The organism is Actibacterium lipolyticum (assembly GCF_900184935.1).
Taxonomy (GTDB): Bacteria; Pseudomonadota; Alphaproteobacteria; order Rhodobacterales; family Rhodobacteraceae; genus Actibacterium_A; species Actibacterium_A lipolyticum.
In genome coordinates this window covers 98,249-110,468 of record NZ_FXYE01000001.1, presented here as the reverse complement: position 1 = coordinate 110,468, position 12,220 = coordinate 98,249, and the positions used below count along the sequence as shown (strand labels likewise).

Genomic DNA, 12,220 nt, shown 5'->3' with positions numbered 1-12,220 from the left:
TTACTGCGTCTGCAGTTCCTTCGACAATCGCCACGGCGTCGTTTTGCCAGTCAAGCGCGCACGATAGATGGGCACCGATTCCGTGACGCGCATCACATAGTTGCGGGTTTCACGGAACGGTATCATCTCGATCCAATCGATCACGTCCACGCCAGCAGATCGCGGATCGCCGCGTTCGCCGATCCAGCGCCGTGGCCGACTGGGTCCCGCGTTGTATCCGGCCGAAACAAGTACGTAGTTATCCCCAAACTCTTCGATCAGCCCGGCCAGATAAGCCGCGCCAAGACGGGCGTTATAGGACGGGTCGGTTAACAGCGCGGTACTGGAATAAGCAACGTCCAGTTTCCCGGCCACCTCTTGTGCGGTGCCCGGCATCAACTGCATCAGGCCCCGCGCGCCTGCGCCGCTGACCACCACGGGGTCAAATTCGCTTTCACGGCGCGCAATGGAAAGCACCAGTTCGGTGGGCACAGGGTGTTCCGCGTCGCCCAAGTTGGTGACAGGGAAATAGGCGCGCGGCATCACGTTGCCCTGCCCGGCGGCCACTTTCGCGATACGCAGCGCGATATGTTCTTCGTTGAGGGATAGCGCCAAACCGGCAAGCTGCGCCTGACCGTGGGCACCGGCAGTTTCCGCAAGGTGGGTCAGAAACAGCTCTGCCAAGTTACGCTCTCCGGCTTGAACAAACAGCAGTGCTGCTTTCAGCGCGCTTGATCCGGCAAACGGCGCCGTCGTCCAATCGGGATAGGTTTCCGCGCCGATCAATCCGGCATCCATCGCCATGCCCGCGCGTTCAGCCGCAAGTTGGCCGTAAAAACCGGTCTGATGCTGTCCGCCCTTGGCAAACGCCGCTTGTGCGTCTTCGGTACGGCCCAACTCTTCCAAGGCACGGCCTTCCCAATACCCAGCGCGGCCCAAGCTGATGGGGGTTTCCACCGCTGCTTCGAAACGCCGGAAATGGGATAGGGCGACCTCTGGTTCTTTCAGCATCCGCAGCGCGATAAAACCCGCCAGCCATTCCAGATCGGCAAAATCGGACCCTTCGGACAGAAAATGATTGGCGGCCAACCGATAGGCCAGTTCTGCGTCGCCTGCGCGCATGGCTTGGCGGGCCAGCGTTCTGCGGCGGCTGGCCCAGCGCGTGGGCTGGCCCAATGCGGCGGATGAAATGCTGCGTTCATCCAACAGCGCCATGGCATCTTCGTCGCGCCCTTTGCGCGCGCGCCAAACGAACCGCTCATACGCCAGCCCGGCGTCGTTGGTTAGGTTGGCCGGAATCGCCTCTATCATCTGATCAACCCCTGCGCTTTGGCGGCGCAGCGCGATCCGCGCAGAAGAAAGGGGGCCCCATTCTTCGGGAACAAGTGGCAGCATTAACTGGGCCGATGCGGCCTCGCCCTGCCACAGCATGGCATCCAGCCGGGCCAGATGATGAGGCTCAAGCATGTCACCGAATTCATTCAAGAACGCGGCGTGCACGGCCGGGGTCAACAGCATGCTGCGCCATGTCAGAACGGCCTGCGCCTCGGCATCACCGTTGCGGCCCAGCGCCTTATAGGCATTGGCCAGCCGCAACCCACCGATACCAGTGGCCGGCGCATAATCGGCGAAATAGTCCAAAACGGCATCTGGCTTAGCGCTCGCTGGAATATCAACTTCGCCCCGCGCGCGCATACGATCAAGCCCGGGCCAGTCTGGATTGCGCTTTAGGAAATCGACATATTGGTCAAACTCTCCTTCGCCAGCACGCAGGTATCGCCACTCGACGATGTCTTGCACAACGCGGCCTTCGGGCCGGGCGATGGTGCGCGCGGCCTCCCATTCGTCGGCACGAACCGCTTTCATTACCAAAGAAAGCGCTGGTTCAGCGCGCGCCGCAATCGGGTGCGCCAACAACACAAATGTTAGAACTGTCAGAAAAAAGCTGCGCATAGCGTCCTGTCTGCATGGATCATTTGCCAAAACTCTCACTTCGCCCTATCAGGCTGCAATACACAAACTTGGCAACTGCTGCCGGGCAAGATAGGTTCCGCGGCGTTTGCATATGGGGCGACTCACCCCAAGCCATGAATCACAGGAGGAAGCGTGTCATGATCAAAGGGTCCATTCCAGCCCTGGTGACGCCGTTTAAAGACGGCGCAGTGGATCGCGATGCGCTGAAGGCGCTGGTCGAATGGCATGTCGCCGAAGGCAGCCACGGCATTGTGCCCGTCGGCACCACCGGCGAAAGCCCCACGCTCAGCCATGCTGAACACGAAATGGTTGTGGAAGAGGTGGTGAAAGCCGCCGCTGGCCGCATTCCGGTTATCGCTGGCGCCGGGTCGAACAACACCGCCGAAACCGTGCGCCTGATGCAGCACGCCGAAAAGGTGGGCGCGGATGCCGGGCTGATCGTAACACCTTATTACAACAAACCGACGCAGGCGGGGCTGATCGCACATTTCACGGCGGCGCATGATTGCTGTGAACTGCCGATCATCATCTACAACATCCCCGGCCGTTCGGTCGTTGATATGGCCCCTGAAACCATGGGCGAACTGGCAAAGCTGCCGCGTATCATCGGTGTGAAAGACGCCACCGGCGATCTGTCGCGCGTACCGCAGCAGCGCATCACCTGTGGCACGGATTTCATCCAGCTTTCGGGCGAAGACGCGACCGCGCTTGGCTTTAACGCGCATGGCGGCACCGGCTGCATTTCGGTCACGGCCAATGTTGCGCCCAAGCTTTGCGCCGAATTCCAGAATGCGACGCTTGCTGGTGATTACAGAAAAGCACTGGAATATCAGGACCGCCTGATGCCGCTGCACATCGCCATCTTCATGGAACCCGGCGTTGCGGGCGCGAAATACGCGCTGTCACGCCTTGGCAAATGCCTGGAAGAGGTGCGCTCGCCACTGACGCTCGTGTCTGAAGCCACCCGTAACCGCATTGACGCTGCGATGCGCCACGCGGGATTGGTGAACTAACGCGCCATGCCAACAGATCGGAAACCGCCCCGCCCCGGCGAAATCATGCTTGATTTCGAACCCGGAACGCGCGGCGGCCCGACGCTGGAATTCATCGGTGAAATCCGGTCCCCGTGGGGGCCGGACGATTGCCCCAAGAACATCGGCCAAGCCCGCGAAACCGGAAAACCGGCGCGTGTAGAGTTGCGGCCCGAATACGCCCCGGCCCTGTTGGGGCTAGAAGTGGGTCAACCCATCATCCTTTTGTTCTGGATGGATCGCGCCCGGCGCGACCTGATCCGACAGGCGCCGCGCCACGCCGATGGGCTGCGGGGTACCTTTGCGCTTAGATCCCCGGTGCGTCCGAATAATATTTCGATGTCGACTGTTCGCATCACCGAAATTGATCACGAAACCGGAGTGATTGGCATCGATGCGATTGACGTGCTGGACCACACACCGCTGCTGGATATCAAGCCGTGGCTGTCGCGCGTGGATGTGCCGCCGGGCGAACTGACCTAAGACATCTTTTCCCCGGCCTTCGGATACCCTATATCCGTGCAACCATGGCAAATAAAAAATCAGACCCGAATTACAATGTCATCGCCGAAAACCGGCGGGCAAGGTACGATTATGCAATCGAGGAAGACCTCGAATGCGGAATCATGCTTGAAGGGTCCGAGGTGAAAAGCCTGCGCGAAGGTCAGGCCAACATCGCCGAAAGCTATGCCAATGTCGAAGACGGTGAACTGTGGCTGATCAACAGCTATATCCCGCCCTACGACAAAGCGAAAACTTGGGGCCATGAAGAACGCCGCAAGCGCAAGCTTCTTGTCTCGAAGAAAGAGCTTGCCCGGCTATGGGCAGACACCCAGCGTAAAGGCATGACCCTTGTTCCGCTGGTGATGTATTTCAACCATCGCGGCATGGCCAAGCTGAAGATCGGCATCGCCAAGGGTAAAAAGAACCAGGACAAACGCGCGACCGAAGCCAAGCGCGATTGGCAGCGCCAAAAAGCTCGCCTTCTACGCCACGGGGAATAGGCCGAAAAACTTCCCTTAGGGGTTGTGGGTATTTTTATGGCAAGATGAGCGGGCCGGAGGTGGGGTCAGGCTCCGGTGGCATTAAACCTGGTTTAACAGTCCTGGCCCGCTGGAAGGGACAGATTATCATGGAACAACTTATCATCAGCCTACTTTCTGGTGCTGTCGGCGGTAACGTTGCTGGCGGCCTGATGAAGAACCTTAGCCTTGGCACAGTTGGCAACTCTATCGCTGGTATCGTCGGCGGTGGTATTGGCGGTCAGCTGCTTGGCATGCTGGGTGCAGGCGGCGTTGCAGAAGCTGCAGGCGCGGCTGGCGGATTGGACATTGGTGCGATCGTTGGCCAGTTGGCATCCGGTGGCGTTGGCGGCGGCGTCGTAATGGCGGCTGTTGGCATCGTGAAGAACATGATGGCCAAGTAACGTTCCGACCGGGTGCCCTTTTGTTGGGGCGCCCGGACTTGCCTCAGCGCGGTTGCCGCTTTAATCAGTGGCGATGAACGCGCATCCCGGAGGCGACGATGTCTGCAAATGACCCCCAAACCCTCGTATCCACCGAATGGCTGGCTGCGCATCTGAACGACCCTGATCTGCGGCTTTTCGATGCGTCTTGGTACATGCCCGACATGAACCGTGATGCGAAGGCCGAATACGAAGCCGCACATATTCCCGGCGCGCGTTTCTTCGATATTGATGAAATCAGCGACCACCGCTCTTCGTTGCCTCACACCGCCCCACCCGTTGAAAAATTCATGAGCCGCATGCGCGCCATGGGCGTGGGCGACGGTCATCAGGTTGTTGTTTATGACGGCATGGGCATGTTTTCCGCTGCACGGGTGTGGTGGCTGTTTCGCCTGATGGGCAAGACCGACATCGCCGTGCTGGATGGCGGGCTGCCCAAGTGGCAAGCCGAAGGGCACCCGGTTGAGGATCTGCCCCCCGTTGTCAAAGATCGCCACATGACGGTGCATCGTCAGGCACATCTGATCAAAGACGTGACACAGGTTGCCGCGGCATCGAAACTTGGTGATTACGAAATCATTGATGCCCGCGCAGGCGACCGGTTCCGCGGAGAGGTCGAAGAGCCCCGCCCCGGTCTGCGTTCGGGTCACATCCCAAATTCCAAGAACGTGCCCTTCCCCACGCTATTTGCCGCAGATGGCACGATGAAAGACCCCGCTGATCTGAAATCCGTGCTGGAAGGCGCAGGCGTTGATCTGTCTAAGCCGGCGATCACCACCTGCGGATCAGGCGTTACGGCGGCAATCATCAACCTTGCGCTAGAACGGATCGGCCATCGTCAACACGCGCTTTATGATGGGTCGTGGTCCGAATGGGGCATGTATGACGACCTGAAGGTCGCAAAAGGATAAAGCCCGTGCTGGGTCAGCTAAAGCCACAACCCGAAGACGCAATCATAGAGCTGATGGGCCGGTTCAAGGCCGACCCTCGCCCCGACAAAGTTGACCTTGGCGTCGGCGTCTATCGCAACGCGGCGGGTGAAACACCCGTGATGCGCGCCATCAAGGCCGCCGAACGCGCTTTGTGGGATAGTGAGACCTCCAAAAGTTACACGGCACTTGCGGGCGATGCAGGCTTCCACAACGCGATGGCGGACCTTGTGCTTGCAGACAGCGTTGAAAGCACCCGTATCGCCGCTGCGGCCACCGTTGGCGGCACTGGTGCGCTTCATATCGCGCTTGAGCTGGTGAAGGACGCCGCGCCAAACGCGACTGTGTGGGCCTCTAACCCCACATGGCCGAACCACCCGCCGATCATCAAGCGCACTGGCCTTCGGTTCGCCGAATACCGCTATTTCGATGCGGATGCGCGCGCGGTTGATTTCGGCGCGATGATGGCCGATCTGCAGACGGCGCAAGCGGGCGACATCGTGTTGTTGCACGGCTGTTGCCACAACCCGACGGGCGCGAACCTAACATTGCCTGAGTGGCAACAGGTCGCCGCCCTGCTGACGGAACGCGGCCTTATCCCACTGATCGACATCGCGTACCAAGGGTTCGGCGATGGCCTGACCGAAGACGCCGCAGGCACCCGCCTGATCGCCGCGCAATGCCCCGAGGTTCTGATCGCCGCAAGTTGTTCGAAAAACTTCGGCGTTTACCGCGAACGCGCCGGGGTTCTGTTGGCCATTGCCGCAGATGGCCCAACGCGGAACGTCACACAGGCAAACCTGACCGCACTTAACCGCCTGAACTACTCCTTCCCGCCAGATCATGGTGCGCGCTTGGTTACGAATGTACTGAACGATCCAGCCCTGCGCGCCGATTGGGAGGCCGAGCTTGAAGGTATCCGCACCTCTATGCTGTCGCTACGCACCCAACTGGCCGACGAACTGCGCCGCCTGACGGGGTCTGACAGGTTCGGCTTTCTGGCACAGCATCGCGGCATGTTCTCGCGCCTTGGGGCGACACCGGAACAAGTGGTGGCGTTGCGGGAAGATCACGGGATTTACATGGTTGGCGACAGTCGTATGAACATCGCTGGCCTAAGCACGGACACCGTGCCGCTGGTTGCTGCCGCAATTGCGCAAACCGGTATCTAACGGCCTTCTTCACTTCGAACATTTCGGCACAAAAAAGCCCGGGCGCGAACGCCCGGGCAGTTTTCTCTGACTAACAGGAAGGGGTGTTAGCCTTTAGAGAACTCAGGATAAGCTTCCATACCCAGTTCAGCCATATCCAGACCGTTGATCTCGTCCTCTTCGCTTACACGGATGCCCATGGTCGCTTTCAGGATGAACCAAACGATTGCCGATGTGACACAGACGAAGATGCCGACCACAACGATGGAATAAAGCTGCGTCATCAGGGATGCGTCAGAGTTGGTGAACACAACCGCGATGGTGCCCCAGATACCGGCAAACAGGTGAACCGGGATCGCACCAACAACGTCGTCGATCTTCAGCTTGTCCAGGAATGGAACTGCAAAGACTACGATTACGCCACCAACAGCACCGATCAGCGTCGCAGCACCCAGCGAAGGTGTCAGCGGCTCGGCCGTGATGGAAACCAGACCAGCAAGTGCGCCGTTCAGTACCATCGTAAGGTCAGGCTTTTTGTACAGAAGCTGTGTCAGCAGCAGCGCAGTAATCGCACCACCAGCCGCAGCCGCGTTCGTGTTGGAGAAGATGCGCGAAACGTCAGCAACGTCACCGATCGAACCCATGGCCAACTGCGAACCACCGTTAAAGCCGAACCAACCCATCCACAGGATGAATGTACCCAGCGTAGCAAGCGTCAGGTTAGAACCGGGGAATGGTGTTACACGGCCGTCTTTGTACTTGCCGATACGTGGGCCAAGGATAAGCGCGCCAACCAAAGCAGCCCAACCACCGACAGAGTGTACAACAGTCGAACCAGCGAAGTCCAAGAAGCCCATCTCGTCCAAGAAGCCGCCGCCCCATTTCCACGACGCCTGCAGCGGGTAGATGATGGAGGTCAGGATGATCGTGAAGATCAGGAAGGGCCACAGCTTGATACGTTCAGCCAAAGCACCCGAAACGATCGATGCCGTCGCCGCACAGAACATCAGCTGGAAGAAGAAGTCGGAGCCGGTTGCAGCATAGCCATAGTCGTCAACCGCGTCAGCGCCAACGCCAACAGCTTCCAGAACGCCCACTGCTGGGAACAGCGCAGAGAATACGCCTTCAATCGCCCAGTCACCCAGTGGGTACATCAGGTTATAGCCGATCAGGTAATAGAAGATCGACGCCAGCGAAAACAGCGCCACGTTCTTCATCAACTGCATGGTTACGTTTTTGCCGCGTACTAAGCCTGCTTCGAGCATGGCAAAGCCAGCCGCCATCCAGAACACCAGGAAACCGCCCACAAGGAACAGTACCGAGTTCAGAATGAATACAACATCGGTCGGAACCGCCGCCGGCACCTCTGCCTCTTGGGCTAGGCCCAACGAGGGCATCACGACAGCAGCGGCCGCGATGGGAAGAAGTTTGTTAAAGTTCATCTGTCCTTATCCTTTCTAGAGGATCGTCGCTGCTCACTCAGAGCGCGTCATCATTCGTTTCGCCCGTCCGCACGCGAACAGCTTGGTTCACATCAAGGACGAAGATCTTGCCGTCGCCGATCTTGTCGGTCTTGGCGGTGGTTGCGATGGTTTCCACCACCTGATCGGCCATAGCTGCGGAGACCACGATCTCCAGCTTGACCTTAGGAACAAAATTCACGGCGTACTCAGCGCCACGGTAAATTTCTGTGTGACCGGACTGCGAGCCGAAGCCCTTAATCTCTGTCACCATCATGCCACGCACACCGATGGCGGTGAGGGCTTCCCTTACCTCCTCCAGCTTGAACGGCTTGATTGCTGCAATGATCAATTTCACGTCGTTACCCTTCCGTTGTGCAGATTCCCTGCGGGGATATTCACGTCGGTCACAAGGGCGTGTTCGGGCCGCTGACTCAAGAAAGGCCACAACTCTTAGGTGACATAAAACATGGCATGCTGCACAATTTTTGCACAAATCAATGCGTTTGATTAAAATGTAGGCGCAATAGAAACCCTCTTTAACTGCGGGGTTGGCGCTCCACATTCTGAGTCAGGTCCGATATTCTGGATTTGAGAGCAGTTAGTAATTCGGGGTGAGTATGGGCGCGACGGGCGGAAAGAAACCACCATTGGTGGCCGAGCGGCGAAATCCTACGAAGAAAAAACCGGCTAAAAAACCCGCGCCAAAGAGCGCCCGCCGGAAAACGAAGCCGAAGGCAGCCAAGACAAACCGGAACCCTATTGTGGCGTTTTTCCGGAAGATAATCGGCTGGGTGTTGGGCCTGATCTGGCGCATCACTTGGCGGGTAACGGCCGTGGTTGCGATGATCATCGGCTTGGCCGTGTTCTATTTCTATGCCTCCCTGCCGCCAGTGACCGAAATGCTGGATGCCCGCACGCGCGGGTCTGTCACCCTGTTGGACCGTGACGGCAAGGTATTCGCATGGCGCGGCGATCAGTTCGGCGGGCAGATCACTGCGGAAACCGTTGCCCCAGCACTTAAAAATGCTGTGATCGCGACCGAAGACAAACGCTTTTACAAACATTTCGGCGTCAGCCCGCGTGGCGTTGCCAGCGCTGTGCGCATCAACCTGCGCGAAGGGCGTGGCCCGCTTTCTGGTCACGGCGGGTCCACGATCACCCAGCAAACGGCCAAGCTGTTGTGCCTTGGCGTGCCGTTTGATGCGACGAAATGGAAAGACGAAAACGCCTATGAAACGGACTGCCGCCGCACGACCATGTGGCGCAAGATCAAAGAAGCCGTCTATGCCATGGCGATGGAAGCGCGGTATTCCAAGAACGAGGTTCTGACCATTTACCTGAACCGCGCCTACCTTGGCGCGGGCGCGCGCGGGTTTGAGGCGGCAAGCGAACGCTATTTCGGAAAATCCGCCAACGAAGTGAACGCCGCAGAGGCCGCGATGTTGGCCGGTTTGCTGAAAGCGCCATCGACCTATGCGCCGACGAACAACCTTGAACGGGCGCAAAACCGGGCAAATGTGATTGTCGGTTTGATGGAAGATCAGGGTTATCTGACTAAATCACAGGCAGATAATGCCCGCGCGAACCCTGCCGCACTGTCCGACGCGGCCGCAGCACGCGCAGGCGGTTATTTCGCCGATTGGGTGATGGAGGCAGGGCCAAACTTCCTGACCAGCGAAACCACCGAAGACGTGATTATTCGGTCTACGTTTGATCCACGCCTGCAGACAGCGGCCGAGGATGCCTTGAAGTGGGTGTTCGACAACAAGGTCCGCGAAGGGTCGAAAGCGCAGGCCGCCATTGTGGTGATGTCGGCTGACGGGGCCGTGCGCGCCATGGTTGGCGGGCGCAAAACCAAAGTGTCCGGCGCGTTCAACCGCGCGACGATGGCGTTGCGTCAGACGGGGTCGGCGTTCAAGCCCTTCGTCTATGCCGCCGCGATGGACCTTGGCTTTACCCCGAACGCAACGGTGGTGGATGAACCGATAACGCTTAACGTGCCGGGTTCCGGGCCCTACACGCCCAAGAACTACACCAAGGATTTCAAGGGCCGTGTGACGCTGACAGAGGCGCTGAAACATTCGCTGAATATTCCTGCGATCCGCGTGTCTGAATCCGTGGGCCGCGATAACGTGCTGAAGGTCGCCGAAGATTTCGGTATCAAAAGCGATATGGCCGTTGGCCCCGCGATTGCCCTTGGAACGTCAGAATCGACGTTGTTGGAAATGACCGGCGCATACGCTGGCATCCTGAACGGCGGGCGCAGCGTGAAACCCTACGGCCTGATCGAACTGCGCCTTCAGGGCGAAGAAGAACCGCTGATCAATCAAGAAGGCGGCATGGGCGAACGCGTCATTTCAGAAAACGCCGCCTATAGCCTCATCTATATGATGAACGAAGTCATCGACGGCGGCACCGGAAAACGCGCGAAGCTTCCTAACCGCGAAGCGGCGGGTAAAACCGGCACAACACAGGCCGCGCGCGATGCGTGGTTTATCGGCTTCACCGCCGATTACGTGGCTGGCGTTTGGATGGGGTATGATGACAACACGCCGCTGACCGGGGTCACGGGTGGTGGGCTTCCTGCTGACATCTGGCGTGAAACGATGCTTCGGGTTCACGACGGGCTACCGGCGCGGCAATTGCCGATGATCATTCCGATTGATCCTAAACCCGCCCCTCAGGCGCAGGCACAGCCTCAAAAGCAGAAAAAGAAAAAGAAGAAAAAGCAGGACGACCCGGCAGAACGTGTTTTGCTTGAGGTGCTGAAGTCTATCCTTGGAAACAACTAGGGCCCGCACCGGCGGTACGGGCCCCGTTTCAGAATAGTGTGGGCTTAACCGGCGGTCTTCAGGTCAGCGATCAGCTTGTCGATATTACCACCACGACGATCAAGCATTGCGCCGATTTCCGTGCGTTCCGATGCAAGCATGTTCACCCCTTCGATGAACAGGTTGAAGAACAGGTTCTTGCCGCTTTTGTCAGAGACAAGGAACACCACCTCGAACGGCGATTCACCTTTTAGGAAGGCGGTTGTTTTCACCTCGTAAAAGCTTTTCACCTGACGGGCGTCGTTAACTTCCAGACGGCCACCGATGAATTCGCGGAAGCGTTTGCCGTATTTGCGCGAAATGTATCCGCGGAACACAGTGGTGAACGTGTTCATTTGCGCCGCGCTTGCCGAACGTGCAGCAACGCCCAGCGCTGAACGCGCGATGATCGGGACATCAGCGTAGCGTGCGAAAATCTTTTCAAAGGCCGCATACATCTGGGTTTCGGATTTGCCCGAGTTGATGATCGCGTTGATTTCCGTAACGACACTATCAATCAAAGATTTGGCCTGCGCCGTGTTCAGGGCCAGCGCGCCACTTGGAAAGGCCATGGCCGTGGGAACGGCCAAAAGACCCGCAAGGGCTGTGCGTCGTGTCATATCATTGTGCATAGGGATCCTCGTAAACATCAAGGTATTCGGGTTCACCGGTTACTCCGCCAAGCTCATAGCGGCGGTTTTGCAGATACAAAAGCCGCGCCTGCGCATAGCTATCTGCGCTTTCATATAGGATTGAATCAACCGAATCCGAGAATTTATATCGATCACCCAAAAGATCAGCGACGCCCGCGACCGTATCCACATTGCGAACATCGACGGGAACGAAAGCGCGGGTTGGGTTGGAAAGGTAATCAACCACCTTACCGACAGTGTCTCTTTCTGTTGATGGGCCAAGCAGTGGCAGTTCTACATACGCGCCTTCACCCACGCCCCATTTGTGCAGCGTTTCACCGAAATCGGTATCGCGTTCGTACATTCCGATTGTGCTGGCCGGATCGAACAGACCCGCCAGACCGATCGTCGAATTGAACAGGAAGCGGCCCGCGTTGTTGACGGCATCGTCCAGTCTAAGCTGCAGCAGGTCATTCAGCACAAAGCCCGGCAGATCCAAGTTGGACGAAAAGTTGCCAACGCTGCGCCGTACGGGCTCAGGAACCACGGTTCCGTAAGCTTGTGAAACCGGGCGGACAATGTTCTTGTCTAGGTCACGGTTGATTTCGTGAACGTCACGGTTCTGTGCCTCAAACGGGTCGCGCACGTCACCGGCATTTTCGGGCGTACTACATGCACCCAATACCGATACGGCAAGGATTGCGACACCGGGCCTAAAAACATCACTTCTAAAAAGTCGCCAAACTGACAATGGATTTCTCAACTTCAGGTTCATAGTCTTGCGCA

General features: G+C 58.1%; 13 protein-coding genes. 7 read left to right on the top strand and 6 right to left on the bottom strand.

Annotated elements, in window-relative coordinates; translation table 11 throughout:
- A complete protein-coding gene (locus COL8621_RS00505; RefSeq protein ID WP_093965214.1) occupies window positions 1–1,932 on the bottom strand; it encodes a lytic transglycosylase domain-containing protein in 1,932 nt (643 codons plus the stop codon).
- Between the two features lie 158 nt (window positions 1,933–2,090).
- Here COL8621_RS00505 and dapA point away from each other — a divergent pair, with 158 nt between their 5' ends.
- From dapA to COL8621_RS00475, 6 genes are all read left to right on the top strand, one after another.
- Entirely contained in the window at window positions 2,091–2,966 is an 876-nt protein-coding gene (gene dapA / locus COL8621_RS00500; RefSeq protein ID WP_093965212.1) for a 4-hydroxy-tetrahydrodipicolinate synthase, read from the top strand.
- 6 nt (window positions 2,967–2,972) lie between these two features.
- Window positions 2,973–3,467 carry an SAM-dependent methyltransferase gene (locus tag COL8621_RS00495; RefSeq protein WP_093965210.1) on the top strand — a complete coding sequence of 165 codons (495 nt, stop codon included), beginning with the start codon at window positions 2,973–2,975 and terminating at the stop codon, window positions 3,465–3,467.
- 44 nt (window positions 3,468–3,511) lie between these two features.
- Entirely contained in the window at window positions 3,512–3,988 is a 477-nt protein-coding gene (gene smpB, locus COL8621_RS00490; RefSeq protein ID WP_093965207.1) for an SsrA-binding protein SmpB, read from the top strand.
- Window positions 3,989–4,116: 128 nt separating this feature from the next.
- Window positions 4,117–4,410, top strand: coding sequence for a hypothetical protein (locus tag COL8621_RS00485; protein WP_093965205.1), 294 nt, complete (start codon window positions 4,117–4,119; stop codon window positions 4,408–4,410).
- A gap of 98 nt (window positions 4,411–4,508) precedes the next feature.
- Window positions 4,509–5,360: a 3-mercaptopyruvate sulfurtransferase gene (gene sseA, locus COL8621_RS00480; protein WP_093965202.1), complete on the top strand. Its 852-nt coding sequence runs from the start codon at window positions 4,509–4,511 to the stop codon at window positions 5,358–5,360.
- Window positions 5,361–5,365: 5 nt separating this feature from the next.
- A complete protein-coding gene (locus COL8621_RS00475) occupies window positions 5,366–6,550 on the top strand; it encodes an amino acid aminotransferase (RefSeq protein WP_093965199.1) in 1,185 nt (394 codons plus the stop codon).
- An 86-nt stretch (window positions 6,551–6,636) separates the two neighbouring features.
- Here the strand turns inward: COL8621_RS00475 and COL8621_RS00470 are convergent, their stop codons facing one another.
- From COL8621_RS00470 to COL8621_RS19260, 3 genes are all read right to left on the bottom strand, one after another.
- Window positions 6,637–7,971: an ammonium transporter AmtB gene (locus COL8621_RS00470; RefSeq protein WP_093965197.1), complete on the bottom strand. Its 1,335-nt coding sequence runs from the start codon at window positions 7,969–7,971 to the stop codon at window positions 6,637–6,639.
- Window positions 7,972–8,008: 37 nt separating this feature from the next.
- The gene (locus tag COL8621_RS00465) at window positions 8,009–8,347 is read right to left on the bottom strand and encodes a P-II family nitrogen regulator (protein WP_093965194.1); all 339 of its coding nucleotides are present in this window, start codon (window positions 8,345–8,347) and stop codon (window positions 8,009–8,011) included.
- Window positions 8,348–8,590: 243 nt separating this feature from the next.
- Window positions 8,591–8,842: a hypothetical protein gene (locus tag COL8621_RS19260; RefSeq protein ID WP_235823667.1), complete on the bottom strand. Its 252-nt coding sequence runs from the start codon at window positions 8,840–8,842 to the stop codon at window positions 8,591–8,593.
- Here COL8621_RS19260 and COL8621_RS00460 point away from each other — a divergent pair.
- A complete protein-coding gene (locus COL8621_RS00460; protein ID WP_235823780.1) occupies window positions 8,835–10,784 on the top strand; it encodes a transglycosylase domain-containing protein in 1,950 nt (649 codons plus the stop codon). The genes COL8621_RS19260 and COL8621_RS00460 overlap by 8 nt on opposite strands.
- A 44-nt stretch (window positions 10,785–10,828) precedes the next feature.
- Here COL8621_RS00460 and COL8621_RS00455 read toward each other — a convergent pair whose 3' ends face one another.
- The gene (locus COL8621_RS00455; RefSeq protein WP_235823665.1) at window positions 10,829–11,422 is read right to left on the bottom strand and encodes an MlaC/ttg2D family ABC transporter substrate-binding protein; all 594 of its coding nucleotides are present in this window, start codon (window positions 11,420–11,422) and stop codon (window positions 10,829–10,831) included.
- Window position 11,423: 1 nt separating this feature from the next.
- On the bottom strand, window positions 11,424–12,080 hold the full coding sequence (locus COL8621_RS00450) for an MlaA family lipoprotein (RefSeq protein ID WP_235823663.1): 657 nt from the start codon (window positions 12,078–12,080) through the stop codon (window positions 11,424–11,426).
- Window positions 12,081–12,220 lie beyond the last annotated feature (140 nt).

Bases quoted from the DNA above. Each gene is read 5' to 3' on its own strand.
- COL8621_RS00470 (WP_093965197.1), bottom strand. From the start codon at position 7,971: ATGAACTTTAACAAACTTCTTCCCATCGCGGCCGCTGCTGTCGTGATG.
- COL8621_RS00460 (WP_235823780.1), top strand. From the start codon at position 8,835: ATGATCATCGGCTTGGCCGTGTTCTATTTCTATGCCTCCCTGCCGCCA.
- COL8621_RS00455 (WP_235823665.1), bottom strand. From the start codon at position 11,422: ATGACACGACGCACAGCCCTTGCGGGTCTTTTGGCCGTTCCCACGGCC.
- COL8621_RS00495 (WP_093965210.1), top strand. From the start codon at position 2,973: ATGCCAACAGATCGGAAACCGCCCCGCCCCGGCGAAATCATGCTTGAT.
- COL8621_RS00505 (WP_093965214.1), bottom strand. From the start codon at position 1,932: ATGCGCAGCTTTTTTCTGACAGTTCTAACATTTGTGTTGTTGGCGCAC.
- COL8621_RS19260 (WP_235823667.1), bottom strand. From the start codon at position 8,842: ATGATCATCGCAACCACGGCCGTTACCCGCCAAGTGATGCGCCAGATC.
- dapA (WP_093965212.1), top strand. From the start codon at position 2,091: ATGATCAAAGGGTCCATTCCAGCCCTGGTGACGCCGTTTAAAGACGGC.
- COL8621_RS00485 (WP_093965205.1), top strand. From the start codon at position 4,117: ATGGAACAACTTATCATCAGCCTACTTTCTGGTGCTGTCGGCGGTAAC.
- sseA (WP_093965202.1), top strand. From the start codon at position 4,509: ATGTCTGCAAATGACCCCCAAACCCTCGTATCCACCGAATGGCTGGCT.
- smpB (WP_093965207.1), top strand. From the start codon at position 3,512: ATGGCAAATAAAAAATCAGACCCGAATTACAATGTCATCGCCGAAAAC.